Origin of the sequence: Frisingicoccus caecimuris, assembly GCF_004340975.1 — a bacterium.
GTDB lineage: Bacteria > Bacillota > Clostridia > Lachnospirales > Lachnospiraceae > Frisingicoccus > Frisingicoccus caecimuris.
Map to the genome: position 1 here is coordinate 49,376 of NZ_SLXA01000002.1, position 21,240 is coordinate 70,615.

A 21,240-nucleotide genomic window follows, 5' to 3' on the forward strand; every position below is an offset into this window, starting at 1 on the left:
CTATTTTTGACGCTATATTAACTACTTAAGCAAGAGAATGTCTCCCGCCCATAGAAATTACTGATTGATTTCTTTTATATGGTTTCGAATCAATGCTTTTATTCCATTATGTATATTTTTATCCGGCTGCCCATCTGCAAATGTGACAACCCGAAAACCTATTTTCCTATATTTCTCCTTATCTGCCTCAAAGTCTTCTGATGACGTATAATCTGTTCGCCACAGGTAATACGTAGGTTTCTGCAGAACTATCACACTCTTTCTATTTCTGATGTCTATACTAAGATATAAACATCAGATTGTTTTTGTGCCTGTCTGCTCTATAATATTTTCAGTCTGACTTGATTCGGCAGTAGCGAAAAAGGTTTTCATTTTCCCCATTTTTTCATGGGCAATATCACTCCGATAGCTAGAACCGCCGACATATAACGGAACACACATTTCCAAAATACGATCATAAATTCGTTTCTTTTCTATGTTCGTTTCTTCTTTTAATTGTTTTATCGGAAGATTGGTAGTTACGATTAATGGTCTGCCGGAGCGATATCTTCGGTCAATTACACTGAATACAATTCCAAGAGCATACTCAGAACTTCGTTCTGTGCCAAGATCATCCAAAATTAAAAGTTCATATCGTGCCAAAGCATTGATATATTCTGTTTTATCCTCTAATGGAAACATATCATCAATAATTGTATTAAAATTTGTCATTTTCACAGTAATTTCCCGATTCAAAAGTGCGTTGGCAATGCAACAGGCTATGTAACTCTTTCCGGTTCCTATTGGTCCCCACAAGAGAAAACCAATATGATTTTTCTTCATATCATTCCAGTTTGCTGTGTATTCTTTGGCCTTCTCGATGGTGGTAGTCTTTTCTGCCAGTTCAAAATTCCAATCATACATTCGTGGTTCTTCAAAACAGATTTTTCTATTTCTTTCCACTAATTCGCGGTGTTCTCTTTCTTTATATGCCTTTTCCTCTACTTCACGCTTTTGACGGATACATGCACATTGTCTAAAATGTTTTTTCATACCAAGAATACTGTCTGGAGGGAAAAATGCCTCTACAGGTTCTCCACAAATCTTGCAATATGCTAATCCATCTGCACCTAAATATGTGTTTTCCTGATTTATCATAGACTGTCGCCCTCCTCATATTCGTAATTTACTCTAATCTTATTACTAAAATTATATTTTTCTTTTACTTTACTAGGTGCCACATTTCCGACCATAGAAGAGGCTGTTTTCCGACTGAATGAAGGACAGCTTTTCATCCCAATGGAAGTTTTATTTTCGTCTGTCTGCTTTACATCCGGTTCAGAAATCAACTCTATACAGGGGATTCGCATATATAAATGATTTGGTTTTGAAAATCCTCCGGAATTGCGAATCAACAATCCATACTCATCTAATTCCTTCATGGCAGCTTTTACAGAAGTACAACATTTTCCCCATTTTAAAGAAATTTCTGTAATCGGAAAGACGAAATATACATATCCGTCTTCATTGAGCCAATGGTTTTTCTGTGAAACTCTGGCTCTGTCATATAACAGCATATAAAGTATTTTTGCATTTTGAGAGAGTGGTAGCTCTAACAAAAATTTAGGGAACTGATAATAGGGAAGTATCTTTTCCGTTTCCATCATATATTCAAATTTCATATTTTCTTTTACCTTTCTGAAAAATTAAGGAGACGGATGCCGGCTTTCCCAAAGAGATTTTTATGCTTTATTAAAATTCTCTTTTTATATCTCCCTATATAACGAAAGGGAAAAAGCTCATTTTACAGGGTACAGAGAGAAAAAATTTTACAAGAGCAAGATCCACCCATGTTTAACGTTATCACGTTTCCGCCTCCGTTCACCTTATGGGTGTTCTCTTGATGGGGAGTGACAATTCCCCATACCCTTGCTTATATAATTGGCTTACAAAAGAATTTGTTCGCATCACCATGTGTATTTTCAAAAAGAAAAAGGCATCCAATTACTTATTGAATGCCTCAAAATAGAATTATGTTAATTATGATATTTTGCTGCATACACCGCCGGTGTAGCTAATAAAAAAGTGGGTATGGGGAGGCGACAGTTCCCCAACAAGATAAAACTCCGGAATATTACGTATATGGCAGAATGGCGATATGGTAATACCGGGGTGGATCTTGCTCTTGATAATTTGAAAAAGAAAAAATGCAGAGAATACTATTTTTTTAGATAAGTGATATTCAGAGTGTGTTTGATTTTTTATGATGCTTTTACAATATGATTCTGATAATTTGCCTTATAAGAAGATTATAGCATTCGACGTTTTAAAATTCAATTTTGAATTGTAATTCTCAATCATACAAAAGCGAAAATTAAATGCAATTTTTCAAAAGACAAGTATTGAGAAACAGAACTGCTTATACTATAATTTACTTATGTCAAAGTGGAGGGGATACAAATGTCAGAATACGGATTTACCAAAAAGGATTGGTCTTTGTTCAGAGAGAAAATTTCAGACTGGCAATAAGCCTATATGGATAAGTTGAATAAAGAATATATTGAATTGCTAAATGGTGAAGGAACTCCTTCCGAAAAATTTTGGACTTTAGAAGAACGTATTCGCAATGATAAAAAAGATACCGGTGTGCAGTTAAGAATGAGTCGTTCTAATTGCATCTCTAACATTGTTTCACTTTTAAATGAAGGTGCAATCACTATGAACGATTTAGAAGAATTTAGCGATGAACTGAAGGAAAACATTCGTTTTATTACAGGCTAAAAATCGATTGTATCACAATTAATAGTTTTAAATGTTAAACAGGAGAATTTATGTCAAATTATAAATCAACAGATGCACTAATGCGGCATCTTCGGAATAATGGAATTGCTATTTCAGGCAGTTCACAAAAGCAACAATTAATTAATACAGGATATTTTCACGGATATAAGGGATACCGTTTTTTTGTTTCGTCCAATCGTAGAATCCCTTTTACCTCATACAATGAAATTAATGCTACGATTCAATACGACACAAAATTAAAATCATTGTTATACGGTAAAATGATGTTGATTGAAACTGCTCTTAAAAACATTGCCCTTAATACCATTATGGCAGAGATTAATTCAAACAGCATTTATGATATGTATGACAAAGCCGTCAGCAGTTACAAAAATGCTCCACCAGGAACTTCGGAAGACATTAAGAAAAAATTCCAGAACAATAAATTGAATTTACAGGGTTCTATTCAAAATTCTATTGCAGCGGCATACCGAAAAGAAAATCCGAAAATTACACATTTTTATAATACTGTGAATTATAATGAAGTCCCAATCTGGGCAATCTTTGAAATTTTGACAATGGGAGATTTTGGATATCTTCTTTCCTGCTTAACACAAGATGTCAGAAAAAAGATTTCAAGAAATATTGGTTTGAATTTGTCCAGCGATACCAATTGTACGTTAGTCTATAAATATGTATATGCATTAAAAGATTTAAGAAATGCCATCGCACATAATGATGTTGTTTATGATACACGTTTTAGAAAAATGGATCCATCGAAACCTATGAAGCAATGTCTAATGTTAGAAATGGGATTACCATACATAAATTTTAAGACTATAGGGGATTATATCATTCTTATATGTTATTTCTTAAAGTTGTTGAAAGTGTCCAAAACTGAAATCAAAGCATTTATAAGAGAATTTGAAAAAATAACTAAAGAATATGAGGGGCAGGTTAGTTCTGCCGTAGCCGCAATCACCGTTCATCCAGACTTGTTTTTGCGGATGACAATATTAAAAAATTCAATCTAATCTATTGCATATTTTTCGTTATTATAGTATATTATTAATAGCAATTGGGGTATGTGTTTGCGGACACATACTTGGAGGAGCCGGAGAAATCTGGCTCCTCTTTTGATTTCATGATATTTTTTTATTTCAATTTCTGAAATTCTTTCGCACTATTCATTTCATCCACCCAATTACATAAAATCACAATACTCTCTAAATTTACATTGATATATGTATGCCACCTGCCCGACCGCCAATGACGGTTTTCCCCTTTAAGTCTGACCAGGCGAAATTCTGGTCATTTGACCGGCCAACAAGAAAGTTTCCGGCTCTCTGGGTCAACTGGGCAAAGTTGACGGCATAATCTGAGTTTCCTTCGTTGTAGACATAAATCGTCGCTTCCGGCCCCATAAAGCCGATATCCGCCTCACCGGCGATCATGGCAGTCATGACCTTGTCAGCGCCGTTGCCGTTGGTCAGTTCCACATCCAGGCCCTCTTCCTGAAAATATCCTTCTTCCAGCGCCACATACATCGGTGCATAAAAAATGGAATGAGCCACTTCCTGAAGCCTTACCTTCGTAAGCCCGGCCGTACTCTTGCCGCACCCGGTCAATACCACGAGCAGCATAGACAAAACCGTTCCGATAACTATACCCTTTTTTCGCATAACTAACCTCCCATCAAATCTACTTTATAGTATTCGACGGAGGTCCTATGGGTTCCTCTGTTTTCACTGAAACGGATCTCTCTGTTCCCTTATTTCACCTGAATGGCCTTTTTCGGGCACATTTCCTGACAACAGAAACATGCAATACACTTTTTATAATCATAGACCGGCGCTGCCGGCTTATTCAAATGAATCGCCTTTCCTTCCACCGGACAGGCTTCCACACATATTCCGCAGCGAATACATCGGCTTTCCACAATATACGGTTTTCTCTGAAAATGCCGGGATAGCCAGCGAATCTGACGCCACAGACGACGCACTTCCTTTCCCCGGTTTACATCATAATCCACCTTACCGAAATATTCTCTCACCTGGGTAGTCGTCAGCCTGCCATCCCGTGTAAGGACTTCGATATCCTCTTCCCGCCAGACGCCAAGTCCCATCTTCTCTCCCTGAACATTGGTCGGCACCAGCTCCGGTGCCAGATTCATCAGTGCGCAGCAAACACTATCCAATGCGACCGGGTCTGTCGATATGAGCATCACACCCATATGCACCGGCGTTCCCGAAGCCGGGCCATTACCTTCCATAGCGGTGATACCATCCATAACGTAAAGTCTTGGCCGAATAAATTGATTTAAATCCACCAGCATCCGGGCAAAACTCTCTGCATTGGAATATTTGGTATGTCCCTTCGCTTTATGAAGGCCCTGAATGCAGCCGTACATATTTTTCACAGCTCCTGTCATCCGCTCCAACTGATGGGTTTTCATCTTACATATATTGATGAGAGCATCCGTTTCCCGAATCCCCCTCGCTATATGAAACTGTCTGGCCATCTTTCCCTCAGGATAAGATATGAGCACACTCTCATTAAAATCAGCCATTGGAATTTCAAGCGCCTCCATCTCATCGGCCAGACCACAAGCCTCCGCAATTCTTTCCATAGAACCGACGCCCGCCGAATCTCCATAGAATAAGTGGCTGCAGCCCGCCTCCTTTAAAATCCGCCCCACCTCAGACACAACCAGCGGATGGGTCACTATAGCGCTATCTACCTCTGCCTTCCGAAGAAGATTTGGTTTTAAAAGGATTTTTTCCTCCGGACGGACAAACCGGCAGATACCGCCAAGCTGCTCAATTCCCCAACAAAGTTCTTCATATATCTTTTTCCTGTCGTATGTGTCACATTTGAGTAAAATAACCTGACTTTTCAAGAAATTCTCCTTTCTTCACATCGTTTCTATTGTTACATAAATGTATTCATGGCCGTGATGACCACCATTACTAATATGGCAATGACCAGCCATGGGTCCAGAATATTTTCCGTCTCATCAATCTCCGGCAGATCATAACGCTGATAGGCAGGTGCATCTTTCTTAAAAGCGTCGGAAACTTTCCGTCCATTGACACGGAAAGTTGCTTTAATGATCAATATGATCAGCGGTATCATGATCACCGCTAAAATTCCTATAGATACCAGGGTAATTCTCATCTCGGCGCCTGACCCGAGTACACTCTCCGCATTATAGGCCGCCCCGGGCATATTCTCCACCATAGCTTCTGAAAAAAAGCCGGACAAGGTAGAAATGCCGTTCATAAAAAAGTGCATGAGCATCGGTGTCACGATCGAATCACTGGCTTCCATCATTACTACCATGATCAACCCCAGATAAATCGCATAGGGCATCTGATTAAAATTCATATGGAGCAGTCCAAAGATGACCGCTGATAAAATCCAGGCCAAAACCGGCGATTTTTTTCGATAACTCCGGTAAACAATCCCCCGCATCAAAAATTCTTCGCCGATGGCCGGACACAGCGCCATCACCAGCATGGATGCCAGAAAACCATGTTGATAAAGTCCTGCTGCCGTCTCTGCAACTGCATTTTCTACAAAAAACATAGATATCACATTCAGCAGCGCCACGATTGGATACGAGCAAAGAATGATCATAAGTGAAAACACCACGGTCTTAATACTCACCGCCCGTATTCTGAACGTCTCTTTTATGTCTGCCCCTGAGATAAATGCCCCGGCAACTGGAATGATCAGGACAGACAACTGAGTGCCGAGCACCAGGGGCAGCATATCATAAACGCCGAAAAAGACCAGTAAAAACTGAATTCCTATCATAACTACTGTTGTCACACATAAAATCCGATTGCCGGCCCTGGCGCTCAGGCCCGGATGATTCTCATAATTTTCTTTATAATATTCTTCCATGAATTCCCTCCGTTTTTCAATGTAGTTTTAAAAACTATATATTGTACTTTCATTGACTTTTTCCGTAAATTCGATATAATAAGACATATCAAACGTTTTTTTCATTTTTTACAGGAGTGTGTATTTATGGATAATTTTCCTTCCATTCAAACAATTTTAGATGAGTTTATTCAGCATATATCAGAACAGCCTCCGGTTTCAGCAGCCGATCTGCCGAATATTGACCTTTATATGGACCAGGTCACTTCCTTCATGGACGACCATCTGAAACATTCCAAACGCTACCCGGAGGACAAGATTCTCACAAAAACTATGATCAATAATTATGCGAAGAACCACCTTCTTCCTCCTCCCGAAAAAAAGAAGTATTCCAAGGACCATATGCTGCTTCTCATATTTATCTACTATTTTAAAAATATATTGTCTATCAACGATATACAGAAACTGCTCACGCCAATAAACAATCGTTACTTTAAAAATACCGAAGGTCATGACATGACCTGGCTCTACAGCCGTATTATGAATGCAGAACCGGAGCAGTCCACACGCATCGGCGAGGACATCCGGCAGCTGTCCGAATCAGCACAGAAAATTTTTCCGGATGGTCCGGAGGATGAGCAGGAATATCTTCAATTATTATCTGTTATTGCTCTGCTTTCCTATGATGTTTACATCAAAAAACAACTGATTGAAAAGCTGATCGACTCTTTTTCCTTTCCTGATGACAGTGAGAATAATAAAAAGTAAAAGAAGCACTTGTTTCTCCTGACAGAGAAACAGGTGCTTCCTGCTTATTCCTGTTTTTCCTGAATCCGCTGAATCGCCAGATCGTACCCATCATTTCCATAATTCAGGGAGCGGTTCACACGACTGATCGTCGCCGTCGATGCACCTGTTTTCTCGGCAATCTCCAGATAGGTTTTATGCTGACGGAGCATTCTGGCCACTTCGAATCTTTGGGACAGCGAAAGGATCTCATTGATCGTCGCCAAATCCTCAAAAAAATCAAAACACTCGTCCACCGTTTTCAACTGGATAATCGCTTCAAATAACGTCTCCACTGCCGGTGTGCGTATCTTTTTATTCATAGTCAATCCCACCCTTTAACACTGTAAAATTTGAAATCATTACTTATATATTAACATCTCATAATGATAAAGTCAATTCAATTTAAAAAGCATTCTCTCTTCTCCGGCACATATTGCTCAATTGCATCTTCAATTCGGCTTTTGACGATGGCTGCAATCTCTACCGTCTTCATCCCCTTATATTCTTCATAGGTCAATGGTTTTAAATAATGAATCTGAGCTGTCATTTTCCTCACAGAATGAATATCAAAAGCTTTATATGAGTCTATGATTGCCACAGGGACGATGGGACATTTGGCATAAACAGCGCTTTTGAAGGCGCCGCCCTTAAAATTCAGCAGCTTATTCCCCTCACGGCTGCGTGTCCCTTCCGCAAAGATAATGTAATTTCTGCCCTTTTTCACTTCCTCGGATACCTGACGTATGACAGTCATCGACTGACGCACATCCGACCTGTCCATCGCCTTCGCACGCACCATGCGGGCAATCTGTTTTACCAAGAGCGCATTGGCCACTTCTTTTTTCATAACAAAAGAGGTGAAGCGCCCATGGGTCTCAAAAAAGAGCAACGTATCAAAAAGCCCCTGATGATTCGGAAACAAAATATAACCATTTTCTTTTGGAAGATTTTCCAGACCATAACATTCTACCTTAACCCTTCCGGCCCGGTTGGCCCGGGTGGTCACCTCCTGTAAAAGGGCATAGCGCTGTTCCTCATCATATTTTTCAAAATTTTCATCCTTTCCATAACGGCAAACTTTAAACCACCATCCCGGCACCTTGTAAAGAAGCCGGATGACCATCAGAATAATTCGTTCCATCTCTAAAACTCCACTTCATCTTTATAGTACAATAATGCATTACATATGGCGGCCGCCACATTGCTTCCTCCCTTTCTTCCCACAGCAATAATCCATGGTATGTCCGCCTGCATAAATAATTCCTTTGACTCCACCACATTGACAAAGCCCACCGGCACACCGATGACCAATTCAGGCTTAACCTCTCCGTTCTGTACAAGTTCATACAAACGAATCAATGCGGTCGGTGCATTACCAATGACAAAAATCACCGGCTTTTTTATGGCGGCTCCCCTCTCCATACATATGGCGGACCGGGTCATGCCCCGCTCCTTTGCCTCCCTCAGGACTGTCTCATCATCAATAAAGCAATGAACCTGACCGCCGTGCTCTGCCAGACGACGTTTATTGATTCCCGCCATGGCCATCCGGGTATCTGTGACGATATCCGCCCCATTTCTAAGGGCCATAATTCCCTTTTTACAGGCGTCCTTCGAAAACTTAAGGTTTATATTGTAATCAAAATCCGCAGAAGTATGAATGCACCGGCGAACAACGGAGAGTTCCGGTTCTTTCCAGCCCGTATCTCCCAGTTCTCCGGTGATGATTTCCATACTCCGCGCCTCAATATCTCCCGGTTTGACAAATTCCATTTTATCAAGCATGTGTTATGTGTTCCTCCCGTTAATATTCGATTCCCTTTCTGGCCGCCACACCGCCGTCAAAGGGATGTTTTTCCTTACGGATCACGGATATATAATCTGCCGCCTCCCAGAGCCTGCCTTCTTCATATCGGCCCGTTAGAATCCACTCCCGGTCTTTTCCGGTTTCCAGCAGATGACATACCGCCGCCTCATCCACTATCCCCCGGCTGACCGCATATAAAACTTCGTCCAGAAATATAACCTCCGCAGACAATTCTTTCGCTTCAAGCTTTCGCCCTATTCTTTTAAGCACATCGACATAAGTCTGTTTTAAAGCTTCCTTTTCTTCCAAAGACATATGCCGCAGGAATTTCATCGTTTCCGGCCCTTTTAACAGTGTAACTTCCGGAATATGTTCCAATATTTTTCGTTCAGAGGAGGCATTATCCTTCAGAAACTGATAGATTAAAACTTTTTTTCCGGCGCCGGCCGCTCTCAGACACAATCCCATGCCTGCTGTCGTTTTCCCTTTGCCGTCACCGCAATAAATATGTATCATACCCAACCTCCTCTATCAATGTCATATTACCACATAATGCCAAAATCCGCCATACGATGCCGGAGTTTTTCCAGAGCCTTTTTTTCAATACGGCTCACATAACTTCTGGAGATTCCCATCATCGTTCCAATCTCTCTCTGAGTTACTTCTTTATAACCTCTCAACCCATACCTCTTATATATGATTTCCCGTTCTCTGTCTGTTAATACCTCATCGATGGCCAAATACATCTTTTGAATACGCTCGGAAAGCATCATGCTGTCCACCACATCCTCTGAAGTATCTTCGACCACGTCAATGAAACTGATTTCATTTCCCTCTTTATCTGTACCGATTGGTTCATACAGGGATATTTCCCGGTTCAACTTTCGTTCGGTCCGCAGCATCATCAGTAATTCGTTATCAATGCACCGGGCGGCATATGTCCCCAGACGACTGCCTTTATCCGCCTTAAATGTATTTACAGCCTTCACCAGACCGACAATACCTATAGCGATCAGCTCATCCGTATCCCGCCCGGAACTGGCATATTTTTTTACAATATGGGCCACCAGCCGCAGGTTTTTCTCCACCAGAATATTTTTTGCATCCATATCTCCATCCTGATATCTGGAAAGATAATAGGCTTCTTCTTCGCTGCTCAATGGTTTTGGAAATGACTGCAAGAAAAAAGCACCCCTATGCGACCTTTATTTTAATGTATGCGTCGCTTTGGGATGCTGTGTCTGTCCCTGACATTTTACATATTATTTATCTGATAGGTGATATAGATCATGTCGAGACCGTCCGGACTCTCTCCGTTTAAAATCTCCTTATACAGATATCCCGGTTCTCCTGTTCTCGGATGGAAAAACCTGCGGCTTTTTTCCACAGATAAATGTTCAATAGCCTCCGGCATCCGTTTAATGATCCACGGGGATAAAAGCTGCTTTCTGTGAGACGGCAAAATTGCCTCAATCCGATACTGTTCCAACTGCTGTAAACGCTTTTGATAAGTATATAAAGGCGCACTTGTCTTAAAATGCATCCAAAGGCTGTAGTCAAGATCATCTCCCGGAAACAAAATGTGATTTTTCCAGTCGAAAAACATCACGCTGCCCACCGTATGTCCTGGTATAAAAATAGCTTCAATAAGATGATTTTCCTCGGAAGCCTCATCAAAATCAAAGGTCTGATTACATCGTTCCTCCGGTGCATCCAGATCAAAGGTCTGGCCATTGATCAGCCAGCAAAACTCTTTCGTTCCCGCTGCATACCAGGCCAGCCGATCAAAATCTTCCGGCCATATCGGGCCTTTACCAGCCGCCTTACGCACCGACTCAAACCGGGCAGCCACCAGCGGTTTCTGATGATTCTGGTACTCTTTATATGTCGCCTTATCCGCCGGGTTCATCCATACTTTATTAAAATACCGATTACCGCCTGCATGATCTGTATGTCCATGAGTATTCACCACCCGAAGCGGCAGATCCGTCACTGTTCGAACTGCTTTGCTTATATCCGCAAAGCCATAACCTGTATCAATGAGCATGGCCTGACGCTTTCCGACGATCAGACTGCTTCCGACGCCACCGGGCTCGTAAATCTGGTAAATACCTTCGGCCATTTGATTAATTTTAAAATATTCCTGCATGATTCTCACGCCCTTTGTATATAATCAGTCTTTTCTTCGAAGCAAATCCAACGGAGAAAGCTCCACACCGAGATTTACAAAAATCTTCTGTTTCGGATGAGGGCAGCTTTCGATCATCGTCCCCTCGGCATCCGTCATTGCCTGCACAGTGACCTCCAGATCCCGGCCATCCGGCTTCATAACCTCGATGGCATCTCCAACGGAAAATTTGTTTCTCTGTTCCAACCCATAGAAACCGTCTCCCCGGTCTTCTCCGATCAAGCCGAGATAGGTATAGGCTTTAATATACGTATTATTATCATAAATCTGTGTATCGTGATCCGGCTTTCCAAAGAAAAATCCCGTTGTAAACTGACGATACGTGCATTTTGCGATTTCTTCTTTGTAATAATCCATTCGGCTCCGGTAAAGAACTTCATCCTTCAGATAATCGTCAATAGCCTGACGGTAGGTTCGGGTCACCACGGCCACATAGAGAGCTGTCTTCATCCGCCCTTCAATCTTAAAACTGTTAATGCCAGCCTCCACCAATTCCGGAATATGTTCAATCATACATAAATCTTTGGAATTGAAAATATAGGTTCCCCGTTCATTTTCATAAACCGGAAGATATTCGCCCGGTCGGGTCTCTTCCATGATCGCATATTTCCAGCGGCATGGATGGGTACAGGCCCCCTGATTGGCATCCCTCCCTGTAAAATAGCTGCTCAGCAGACACCGGCCCGAATAGGATATACACATTGCTCCGTGAATGAAGGTTTCAATCTCCAAATCCTCCGGGATATTCGCCCGAAGCTCCCGAAGCTCATCCATGGATAATTCTCTGGCTGAAACCACCCGCTTTGCACCCAGACTGTGCCAGAAACGATAAGTCCGATAATTGGTATTATTCGCCTGGGTACTGATGTGGATTTCAATCTCGGGACAGACTTCCTTAGCAATCTGAAAAACCCCCGGATCTGAAATAATAAGAGCATCCGGTCCAATAGCCTTTAATTCATGGAAATATTTTTCCACACCGTCCAGATCTCCATTATGGGCCAGGATATTGGCCGTCACATAGACTTTTGCTCCATGAGCATGGGCAAAGGCGATTCCTTCCCGCATATCTTCCATAGAAAAATTTTTCGACTTTGCGCGGAGGCTGAATACCTCTCCTCCAATATATACGGCATCTGCGCCAAAAACCACTGCCGTTTTTAAAACTTCCAGGCTGCTGGCCGGAATTAATAATTCTGGTTTTTTCATTCTGTTACTCCTTCACACTGACTGTCATTCCATCACCGATCGGCAAAACCATCGTTTCCAGTCCATCCATATGTTTTAATGTCCAGAGATACTCCCGCATGCGGCTATGTATCGTCCGGTTCCGGCGCACCACCGCATACCGCGATTCTACAACATCCCCATCCTGCAGAACATTATCTGATACGAGCAGACCTCCCGGCGCCAAAAGGCGTAAGACTTCCGGCAGAAAACGGATATACTGGCCCTTTGCCGCATCCATAAAAATAAAATCATAGGGGCCGTCGAGACCTTTCATCACCTCCGCCGCATCGCCTTCCAGAAGGGTGATCTTCTCTTCCATCCCCGCCCGCTGAAAATTCCTGCGGGCGATCGGAATTCTTTTTTCATATTTTTCTATCGTCGTTATATGACTGTCCCCCGTCAGGCATTCAGCCATCAATACAGCGGAAAAGCCTATGGCTGTCCCGACTTCCAGAACTGCCCCAGGCTTCTTTATTTTCAACAACACTTTCAGAAGATTCCGACTTTCCTTACGAATGATCGGCACATAATCTCTGACAGCCTCCTGTTCAATTGTCCGAACCAATGGACTTTCATCCCTGTCTAACGAAAGGATATAATCCAACATTCTTTCATCTACAATCACTGTCCGTTCTCCCCTTCGCCCGTATCGCTGGTGGATTCGCCACTTTCCTGGGATTCAGCAGATCCGGTCTCCAGTTCTTCTGCTGTCGGCTGCTTTACTACGGAATTCTCCGCATCTCCCATCAGCTCGATCATATCATCGGCAGACATACTTGCTTTGACCACATAAACTCCCGGCATGAGATTTGCTTTGCTCAGTCTGGATTTCAAAATAAATGCCCACTCGCTGTTGATCGCGCCCGCATCCTTCAATTTTTTGGCTACAGTCTTGCTTCCGTCTCCATCTTTTATTTCTATCCGAATCTCCTCATCGGCATATTCAGAAACAACCGGTTCGCCGAAAACTTCATATGAAAACTCATAAGCAAATGCTCCGGCACGAAAGAGAATGAAAATAGCTACCACATAGATGATAATATTCACACCGAGTCCTAAAATGGTAGAAATGACTTTCTTCATATCTGTGTCCTCCTCTAGCTATCTAAAAACGAAACATCAAAATCCAGACTGCTATAAATCTGATCGATCATCCGATTCATCATCAATGCCAGCCCCTGTTCCGCTGTCAGAAATTCTATTACATCTGAATTCTGCAGAATATCCCTGTATTCTTCATTCAAAGCCTCCAGCCGTCCCATATCCTCCGGCGCCTGCGGCCCGTTCTGTATCATAAAACATGCTTTTCGAAACTCATCCACTCTTCGGTTCAACTCCACGTCCCTGACAATCTTCATCTGCAGGCGACGATATTGATTATAAACATTACTCCGTTTAATTTCCCGAATGAGCTGCCGGGTCTGATATTCTACATTCTTCATTCTCTACCAGGCCTTTCTCCTGCATATTTATAATGGTAATGTTAACCACTAACATTACCATTATAAAGAATTCTCTTCAATTTATCAAGCCTAAACATCGACTTCCATAATAATCGGAAGAATCATTGGATTTCTTTTTGTCTGTTTCCATACATAATCACTCAGCGTATCCCGGATCACACTCTTAATCTTGCTCCAGTCACTGACCCGTCCATCCAGACATTTCTGCACAGCCGCATCAACCACTTTACGTGCATCTTCCATAAGCATCTCAGACTCGCGGACATAAACAAAACCTCTGGATACAATATCCGGTCCGGCTAAAAGACGGTTATCATATCTGGAAAGTGTCAGCACTACGATAAGGAGTCCATTCTGAGACAACATCTGACGGTCACGCAATACAATGTTCCCCACATCGCCGACACCCAGTCCATCAACCATGATACCTCCATGAGGCACCTGTCCAATGACCTTCGCTCTCTCATCCTTTAATTCCAGCACATTGCCAGAAGAAAGAATCAAAATGTGATCCTTTGGTATCCCCATCTTTTCCGCCAGCTTGGCATGGGCCTTTAAATGACGGTACTCGCCATGCACCGGAATCGCAAATTTGGGATGCGTCAACGCATAAATGAGTTTAATCTCCTCAGCACAGGCATGTCCGGAAACATGGGTATCCTGGAAGATTACTTCCGCTCCTTTACGGAACAATTCATTAATAATATTCGATACGGCCTTTTCATTTCCCGGAATCGGGCTGGAACTAAAGACAATCGTGTCTCCCGGTTTAATGGAAACCCGCCGGTGGGTGTTATTCGCCATACGCGAAAGCGCAGCCATTGTTTCTCCCTGGCTTCCGGTCGTAATCAGCACTAACTGGTCATCCGGATAATTGCGCATATGGTCAATATCGATCAACGTCTCATTTGGAATCTGAATATATCCAAGCTCCGATGCGATGGAAATAATATTTACCATGCTTCGGCCTTCAACGATCACTTTCCGACCAAATTTATAAGCCGAATTAATAATCTGCTGTACCCGGTCCACATTGGACGCAAAAGTAGCAACGATGATACGTCCGCTCCGGTGTTCATCAAAAATATGGTCAATGGACTGACCCACCGTCCGCTCCGAATTCGTAAAACCCGGGCGTTCCGCGTTTGTACTGTCCATCATAACTGCCAGGACACCTTTTTTCCCAAGTTCAGCAAACCGTTGTAAATCAATACTCTCACCAAATACTGGTGTATAATCAATCTTAAAGTCTCCGGTATGGATGATAATGCCTTCCGGCGTATAAATAGCCAGAGCTGTCGCATCGGCAATACTATGATTCGTCTTTATAAATTCTATCCGGAAACATCCCAGATTAATGGACTGTCCATGTTTGATGACCTTACGCCGGGTCGATTTCAACAAATTATGCTCTTTTAACTTGTGTTCAATAATTCCCATCGTCAGCTTGGTCGCATAAATCGGTACATTGACCTTTTTCAATACATACGGCAGTGCGCCGATATGGTCCTCATGACCATGGGTGATCACAAAGCCTTTTACTTTGTCAATATTATTTTCGAGATAGGTAACATCCGGGATGACCAGATCGATTCCGAGCATATCATCTGCCGGGAATGAAAGACCGCAGTCCACCACAATAATACTGTCACCATACTCAAAAGCCGTAATATTCATTCCTATACTTTCCAATCCGCCCAACGGAATGACTTTCACGCCTTCGTTTTCTTTCTTTACTACTTTTGTTTTCAATTATTCAAACCTCCGATATCCTACATAAAGGATGACAGATATTCACGACAAATACGATACGCTTAATAAAGCCTATCGTTATCCGCCCGTTTACTAGAATTTGTCCGTTCACATCTCAATATCAATATCATCCAAAATCTCAGAAAATACTCTGGATATTGATTCCAGCTCACCGTCGTCCTCAATCTCGCTGTAAATCACATCCTCAGCATCTTCTTCATTCACAGTTTCTTTCAAAATTAAAGCTTCCGCCTCATCGTCCATTGAATCCGCCACTAATATATAATTAACGTCATTAATGCGTGTCTGCTCAATGACGTAAAATTCTATTTCATCCGTATCCGTATAAAAAACAATTTTTTCAGGTTTTTCCGTCAATCTGATCACCCAACTTCTGTTCCCGGTTTATCCGATCCATATAAGTCTGCAGAATAAAAGCCGCCGCCATCTTGTCCACATACGCCTTACGGTTTTCCCTGCGCACTCCGCCTTCCATAAGAATCCTTTCTGCCGACACCGTACTCATCCGTTCATCCTGCAAAATCACAGGCAGGCCTGTCCGCCGTTCCAGCATCACTTTAAAAGCCTCTGTCGCAGCACAGCGGTCTCCTTCATCATTATTCATATGTTTCGGAAATCCAAGAACAATCCTTTCCACATTGTATTCTGCCACGAGTTCTTCAATTCTGGCCAGTGTCCTGCGCAGTTTGTTCGTATCTTTTCTTGTAATTGTCTCTAATGCCTGGGCCGTCCATCCCAGTCCGTCACTGACCGCAACACCCACAGTTTTTGAACCGTAATCCAATCCTAAAATCCGCATAAACTTTACTTAAGATTCACATCAATATAGCTCTTCAACAGTTCCTCTAAAAGCTCATCCCGCTCAACTTTCATGATCAGATAACGGGCATTCTTATAGCTTGTCACATAAGTCGGATCACCGGACATAATATACCCCACGATCTGACTGACCGGATTATAGCCCTTTTCCGTTAAGGCAATATATACGGCCTCTAAAATATCCTTTACAGTAATCTCAGCATTATTACTCACCTTGAAATACTGTGTATTTGCCATGTTTTCCATCAAAATCACTTCCTTACACTTACTCACTATATTAATATAAATCATAAAATAATTCAATCAATTATTTCACAAAACACAAAATCTTCATTCTTTGAAGTAGTCATCCGACAGCGTACGATATCTTTCGACCGCATTTTGTCGGATTTTATCCCACATTTTATATATTCTTTACTATGGCCTGTCCATACCCATTGGCCGTCTGCGAAAACTCTTTCTTCCAGAAGGACCTCCAATATCTTATCCCGGCATTTTTCCTGGTAATCTTTCGACATTTTTTCAGCCAGTTTGAGCAGTCGGCTGCTTCGCAGCGTCTTTTCCTGTTCATTGATCTGGTCCGGCATCACGGCCGCCCGCGTCCCTTTGCGCGGAGAATATTTGAATATATGCATTTCGGCAAAATGAATCTTCTCAAGAAATTTCTCTGTCTGTACAAATTCATTTTCTGTTTCACCTGGAAAACCTACGATCACATCAGTCGTAAAGGCCGGCCTGTCAAAGTATTTCTCCAAAATTCCACACCTGGCTGCATAATCCTCAGGCGTATAATGACGATTCATCCGTTTCAGTGTTGCTTCACAGCCGCTCTGCAGAGACAGATGAAAATGAGGACAAATCTGTTTTATGGCCGCCAGACGCTGAACGAAATCTTCCGTGATAATTCCCGGCTCCAGGGAGCCGAAACGAATCCGATCAACCCCTTCAATAGACGCCAGCTTTTCCACCAATGAAATTAAAGCATCTTCCCTTCCAAAATCCTTTCCATAGGAAGAAATATGGATACCGGTCAAAACAATTTCCCTGTATCCGGAGGCAGCCAAATTCGAAACTTCCGAGAAAATTTCTTCCGGTTCCCGGCTCCGTATTCGTCCTCTCGCATAAGGAATGATACAATAAGAGCAAAACTGATTGCAGCCGTCCTGAATCTTAATGTAGGCCCGGGTGTGTTCAGACACCTTTGTGATCGATAGAGATTCATAATCACAGTTCTGATTCATATCCAGCCAGCTGACCTGTTTCTCATCGCTTTCTTCCGACGCTGTCCGACCCTCCATAAAAGTCTCTACCATGGATAAAATCTGCCCTTTACAATTATTCCCTATAATTAAGTCAATCGACGCATCCGCTTCTGCTGCTTCCCTGGCCGTCTGGACATAACATCCGGCAGCTACAATGACTGCCTGCGGATTCTTCTTCCTGGCCCGATGCAGCATCTGACGTGACTTTCGGTCAGCCATATTGGTCACCGTACATGTATTAATGACATAGACATCCGCTTTTTCGTGAAAATCACGGATTTCATAGCCACCCTTCTGGAAAATTTCTTCCATGGCATCCGTTTCATATTGGTTTACTTTACATCCAAGCGTACAGAATGCAACACTTTTCATCCTATTTCCTCCAAGTTCATTATTTTCAGATAATTTGTCGTATTATGTTTCTTTTTTGTAATTTTTTTATTTTGTATTGGTTAATTCCATATAAAATCATCCAATTGTATTGACTTTTCCCTATGAAAATTGTAATATATAACTATAAAAAATAACAGCCAGCATTGTATTACAGGGGGGTTTTTCCAATGCACACAGTCCAAATTAATCTTAATTCCATTGATAAAGTGAAGGCATTTGTACATTCCGTTAACACATTTAATACTGAGTTTGATCTTGTATCTGGTCGGTTTGTGATTGACGCTAAATCTATTATGGGAATATTCAGTCTGGATTTATCCAAACCGATTAATCTGACCATTTATAACGATGATGACGCCGAAATTATGGAAAGCCTAAAGCCGTTCCTTGTTCAATAGATGATAAAAAACAAAAGGACTTCGCACCTGATAGATATCAGCAATGTGAGGCCCTTTTTCTTCTCTAAATATCCGATTCACAAAGAATAACTTCACGGTCACGAACAGCCTCTTCCATCATGCCGTCAATAATATCCGCCAGATGATGTTCTGAACGCTCAATCACCCGAATATTGGGTTTTGTCACCGGATGCTTTGCAACAAAAATCGTACAGCAGTCCTCATATGGCTGAATGGATGTCTCAAAAGCTCCGATCTGTTCCGATATTTCTACAATATCATTCTTATCAAAGCCAATGACCGGCCGGAATACGGGCATTGTACATACCGCATTCGTTGCGGCCAGACTCTGAAGGGTCTGACTGGCCACCTGACCGATACTTTCGCCGGTAATCAGGCCAAGAGCGCCGTCCTCTCTGGCGATCTGCTCCGCAATCCGCATCATATAACGACGCATGATAATCGTCAGCTCATCATGCGGACATTTTTCATAAATTGCCAGCTGGATATCTGTAAAATTAATAATATTCAGGCGAATCGGTCCTGCATACCGGGCTACGATACGGGCCAGATCCACAACCTTCTGTTTTGCCCGTTCGCTGGTGTAAGGTGGTGCATGAAAATAAGTCGCATCAATCGTCACGCCCCGTTTAGCGATCATATATCCGGCCACAGGACTGTCAATGCCGCCAGATAAAAGCAGCATAGCCTTTCCATTGGTTCCCACTGGCATACCACCCGGTCCCTTAATGCTCTTTGAATAGATATAGGTCTTTTCACGGACCTCAATATTCAGCATCACATCCGGTTTATGGACATCCACTGACATTTCAGGAAAACGTTCCAGAAGATATTCGCCAATATCCGCATTAATTTCCATGGACTTTTTCGGATAACGCTTATCAGCACGCCGGGAATCCACTTTAAAAGTAAAATGTTTGTCTTCATAGGCTTCATCTATGTAGTCGCCCACCACTTTTGTCAAATTATCCCAGGATGGATCGTCACAAATCACCACCGGACATATTGCCACGATACCAAAGACCCGTGTCAAAGCCGCCACCACTTCATCGTAATCATAGCTGCCAAGCATATGGACATAGATTCGTCCCTGCTGTTTTGTAACATCAAAGGCCGCCGCATCCTTCAAAGCATACTTAATCTGCTTGATCAAGGCATCTTCAAAAAGATAACGGTTTTTTCCTTTAATACCAATCTCACCATATTTTATTAAAAAGGCTTTAAACATTACTTTCTTCCTCCCCGTGTGAATCTGCGCAGCATCGGAAGCAAAGCTTCCAGCACTTCGCAGCAGGTATTTAACTCTCCCTCTGTAGTATCATAACACAGACTGAACCGAATTGTCGCGTCCAAATATTTTTTTTCCGTGCCAATCGCTTTTAAAGTGCCGCTGATCGCCGGATGATTGGAGGAACAGGCCGAACCGGAAGAGACATATATGCCTCTCTCCTCCAGCGCATGTAAAAGCACTTCCGCACGAATATTTTCAAAACTGACACTCACCACATGGGGCGCTGCCCCCTGATGCAGATTGACATCGGATACCCGATGGGCAAAACCATTCACCTGAACTCCGTCCATTCGTTCCAGGCGGGTCACAAACTGTTCCCTGAGAGAGTAAAGCTGTTCCTGTTTTTCGGAGAAATTCTCAAAAACCTTTCGAACAGCCTCTCCAAGTCCGGCAATCCCCGGAACATTCTCTGTCCCGGAACGCATATCCTTCTGTTGTCCGCCGCCTAAGATCAACGGCCGCACCTTTACTTTATTTCGAATATACAGAAATCCGATACCCTTCGGGCCATGCAGTTTATGTCCGCTGACAGACATTAAATCCACCCCGAGTTTTGCCGGATAAATTTCAATTTTTCCAAAGCCCTGTATAGCATCCACATGGAAAAGGATTTCCGGGCTTTTTTTCTTAATCAGGGCTCCGATTTCATCCAAAGGCTGAACCGTACCAATTTCATTGTTCACAGCCATAACAGATACTAAAATTGTGTCCTCACGGAGTGCCTTCTCCAGAGCTTCCAGAGAAACGACGCCATGATGATCTACCGGAAGGTAGGTCACTTCAAATCCCTGCTCTTCCAGCCAGATAAAAGGATTATATACAGAGGCATGCTCGATCGTCGTAGTGATCAAATGTTTTCCACGCCGCTTATTTGCCATTGCCGCACCGATGATCGCCATATTATTGGACTCGGTACCACCGGAAGTAAATACAATTTCTTTTTCATCTACTTTCAAAACGGAAGCAATGGTTTTTCTTGCTTCTTTTACATGCTGCTCCGCAGTAAACCCTTTCATATGGAGGGAAGAAGGGTTTCCATAATCCTTTGACATCACTTCAACCATCTTTTCGCACACCGAAGGATATACTTTTGTCGTCGCAGCGTTATCCAGATATATTTCTTTTGTAACGGCACTGTGGCCCAAATTGATCTCCATA

Annotated in this window: 25 protein-coding genes and 1 pseudogene; 4 read left to right on the plus strand and 22 right to left on the minus strand. The window is 42.5% G+C overall.

All coding sequences use genetic code 11. The features are described from left to right. Nucleotides 1–294 precede the first annotated feature (294 nt). Both EV212_RS02610 and EV212_RS02615 read right to left on the minus strand, forming a co-directional pair. Nucleotides 295–1,137: an ATP-binding protein gene (locus EV212_RS02610; protein ID WP_132088465.1), complete on the minus strand. Its 843-nt coding sequence runs from the start codon at nucleotides 1,135–1,137 to the stop codon at nucleotides 295–297. After that, complete coding sequence (locus EV212_RS02615; RefSeq protein WP_132088468.1) at nucleotides 1,134–1,661, minus strand: replication initiator protein A; 528 nt, start codon at nucleotides 1,659–1,661, stop codon at nucleotides 1,134–1,136. Before EV212_RS02615 ends, EV212_RS02610 begins: the two co-directional genes overlap by 4 nt. Nucleotides 1,662–2,514: 853 nt before the next feature. Between EV212_RS02615 and EV212_RS02620 the strand changes: the two genes are divergently transcribed. Next, nucleotides 2,515–2,760: a hypothetical protein gene (locus tag EV212_RS02620; protein WP_306812162.1), complete on the plus strand. Its 246-nt coding sequence runs from the start codon at nucleotides 2,515–2,517 to the stop codon at nucleotides 2,758–2,760. A 50-nt stretch (nucleotides 2,761–2,810) separates the two neighbouring features. Continuing rightward, the gene (locus tag EV212_RS02625) at nucleotides 2,811–3,794 is read left to right on the plus strand and encodes an Abi family protein (RefSeq protein ID WP_132088471.1); all 984 of its coding nucleotides are present in this window, start codon (nucleotides 2,811–2,813) and stop codon (nucleotides 3,792–3,794) included. 213 nt (nucleotides 3,795–4,007) lie between these two features. Here the strand turns inward: EV212_RS02625 and EV212_RS02630 are convergent. From EV212_RS02630 to EV212_RS02640, 3 genes and pseudogenes are all read right to left on the minus strand, one after another. Continuing rightward, nucleotides 4,008–4,442: pseudogene (locus EV212_RS02630) on the minus strand (ABC transporter substrate-binding protein); the annotation flags it as partial. A gap of 89 nt (nucleotides 4,443–4,531) precedes the next feature. Then, a complete protein-coding gene (locus tag EV212_RS02635; RefSeq protein ID WP_132088477.1) occupies nucleotides 4,532–5,659 on the minus strand; it encodes a DUF362 domain-containing protein in 1,128 nt (375 codons plus the stop codon). Between the two features lie 32 nt (nucleotides 5,660–5,691). Beyond that, nucleotides 5,692–6,669 (minus strand): CPBP family intramembrane glutamic endopeptidase, encoded by a 978-nt coding sequence (locus EV212_RS02640; protein WP_132088480.1) that lies wholly within the window; start codon nucleotides 6,667–6,669, stop codon nucleotides 5,692–5,694. Between the two features lie 126 nt (nucleotides 6,670–6,795). Between EV212_RS02640 and EV212_RS02645 the strand changes: the two genes are divergently transcribed. Then, entirely contained in the window at nucleotides 6,796–7,416 is a 621-nt protein-coding gene (locus EV212_RS02645) for a DUF1836 domain-containing protein (protein ID WP_132088483.1), read from the plus strand. 44 nt (nucleotides 7,417–7,460) lie between these two features. On the opposite strand, the gene EV212_RS02650 is transcribed toward EV212_RS02645, so the two are convergent. The 15 genes from EV212_RS02650 to mtaB form a co-directional block, all read right to left on the minus strand. After that, entirely contained in the window at nucleotides 7,461–7,757 is a 297-nt protein-coding gene (locus EV212_RS02650; RefSeq protein ID WP_132088486.1) for a YerC/YecD family TrpR-related protein, read from the minus strand. Between the two features lie 77 nt (nucleotides 7,758–7,834). Then, complete coding sequence (locus EV212_RS02655; RefSeq protein ID WP_132088489.1) at nucleotides 7,835–8,578, minus strand: lysophospholipid acyltransferase family protein; 744 nt, start codon at nucleotides 8,576–8,578, stop codon at nucleotides 7,835–7,837. 2 nt (nucleotides 8,579–8,580) lie between these two features. Continuing rightward, complete coding sequence (locus EV212_RS02660) at nucleotides 8,581–9,222, minus strand: precorrin-8X methylmutase (RefSeq protein WP_132088492.1); 642 nt, start codon at nucleotides 9,220–9,222, stop codon at nucleotides 8,581–8,583. A gap of 19 nt (nucleotides 9,223–9,241) precedes the next feature. Next, nucleotides 9,242–9,760 (minus strand): cob(I)yrinic acid a,c-diamide adenosyltransferase, encoded by a 519-nt coding sequence (locus EV212_RS02665; RefSeq protein WP_132088495.1) that lies wholly within the window; start codon nucleotides 9,758–9,760, stop codon nucleotides 9,242–9,244. 26 nt (nucleotides 9,761–9,786) lie between these two features. Continuing rightward, entirely contained in the window at nucleotides 9,787–10,425 is a 639-nt protein-coding gene (gene sigK / locus EV212_RS02670; protein ID WP_132088498.1) for an RNA polymerase sporulation sigma factor SigK, read from the minus strand. 74 nt (nucleotides 10,426–10,499) lie between these two features. Continuing rightward, entirely contained in the window at nucleotides 10,500–11,366 is an 867-nt protein-coding gene (locus tag EV212_RS02675) for an MBL fold metallo-hydrolase (RefSeq protein ID WP_207669052.1), read from the minus strand. A 51-nt stretch (nucleotides 11,367–11,417) separates the two neighbouring features. After that, nucleotides 11,418–12,641, minus strand: coding sequence for a peptidase U32 family protein (locus tag EV212_RS02680; RefSeq protein ID WP_132088504.1), 1,224 nt, complete (start codon nucleotides 12,639–12,641; stop codon nucleotides 11,418–11,420). Between the two features lie 4 nt (nucleotides 12,642–12,645). Beyond that, on the minus strand, nucleotides 12,646–13,287 hold the full coding sequence (locus EV212_RS02685) for an O-methyltransferase (RefSeq protein WP_132088507.1): 642 nt from the start codon (nucleotides 13,285–13,287) through the stop codon (nucleotides 12,646–12,648). Next, entirely contained in the window at nucleotides 13,284–13,745 is a 462-nt protein-coding gene (locus EV212_RS02690) for an endolytic transglycosylase MltG (protein ID WP_132088510.1), read from the minus strand. The genes EV212_RS02685 and EV212_RS02690 overlap by 4 nt, the downstream gene beginning before the upstream one ends. A gap of 14 nt (nucleotides 13,746–13,759) precedes the next feature. Beyond that, nucleotides 13,760–14,104, minus strand: a complete 345-nt coding sequence (locus EV212_RS02695; protein ID WP_132088513.1) for a YlbF family regulator — start codon at nucleotides 14,102–14,104, stop codon at nucleotides 13,760–13,762. Between the two features lie 90 nt (nucleotides 14,105–14,194). Then, nucleotides 14,195–15,877 (minus strand): ribonuclease J, encoded by a 1,683-nt coding sequence (locus tag EV212_RS02700; RefSeq protein ID WP_257591911.1) that lies wholly within the window; start codon nucleotides 15,875–15,877, stop codon nucleotides 14,195–14,197. Nucleotides 15,878–15,985: 108 nt separating this feature from the next. Continuing rightward, nucleotides 15,986–16,264 carry a DUF1292 domain-containing protein gene (locus tag EV212_RS02705; RefSeq protein WP_243115438.1) on the minus strand — a complete coding sequence of 93 codons (279 nt, stop codon included), beginning with the start codon at nucleotides 16,262–16,264 and terminating at the stop codon, nucleotides 15,986–15,988. Next, entirely contained in the window at nucleotides 16,239–16,697 is a 459-nt protein-coding gene (ruvX, locus tag EV212_RS02710; RefSeq protein ID WP_132088516.1) for a Holliday junction resolvase RuvX, read from the minus strand. Before ruvX ends, EV212_RS02705 begins: the two co-directional genes overlap by 26 nt. Nucleotides 16,698–16,702: 5 nt before the next feature. Beyond that, a complete protein-coding gene (locus EV212_RS02715; protein WP_132088519.1) occupies nucleotides 16,703–16,963 on the minus strand; it encodes an IreB family regulatory phosphoprotein in 261 nt (86 codons plus the stop codon). Between the two features lie 53 nt (nucleotides 16,964–17,016). Further along, on the minus strand, nucleotides 17,017–18,351 hold the full coding sequence (gene mtaB, locus EV212_RS02720) for a tRNA (N(6)-L-threonylcarbamoyladenosine(37)-C(2))-methylthiotransferase MtaB (protein ID WP_132088522.1): 1,335 nt from the start codon (nucleotides 18,349–18,351) through the stop codon (nucleotides 17,017–17,019). 188 nt (nucleotides 18,352–18,539) lie between these two features. Here mtaB and EV212_RS02725 point away from each other — a divergent pair, with 188 nt between their 5' ends. Continuing rightward, the gene (locus EV212_RS02725) at nucleotides 18,540–18,770 is read left to right on the plus strand and encodes an HPr family phosphocarrier protein (protein ID WP_132088525.1); all 231 of its coding nucleotides are present in this window, start codon (nucleotides 18,540–18,542) and stop codon (nucleotides 18,768–18,770) included. Between the two features lie 64 nt (nucleotides 18,771–18,834). Here the strand turns inward: EV212_RS02725 and thiI are convergent, their stop codons facing one another. Together thiI and EV212_RS02735 are read right to left on the minus strand one after the other, a co-directional pair. Continuing rightward, on the minus strand, nucleotides 18,835–20,019 hold the full coding sequence (thiI, locus tag EV212_RS02730) for a tRNA uracil 4-sulfurtransferase ThiI (protein WP_132088528.1): 1,185 nt from the start codon (nucleotides 20,017–20,019) through the stop codon (nucleotides 18,835–18,837). Further along, a complete protein-coding gene (locus tag EV212_RS02735; RefSeq protein WP_132088531.1) occupies nucleotides 20,019–21,239 on the minus strand; it encodes a cysteine desulfurase family protein in 1,221 nt (406 codons plus the stop codon). Before EV212_RS02735 ends, thiI begins: the two co-directional genes overlap by 1 nt. Between the last annotated feature and the right edge of the window lies 1 nt (nucleotide 21,240).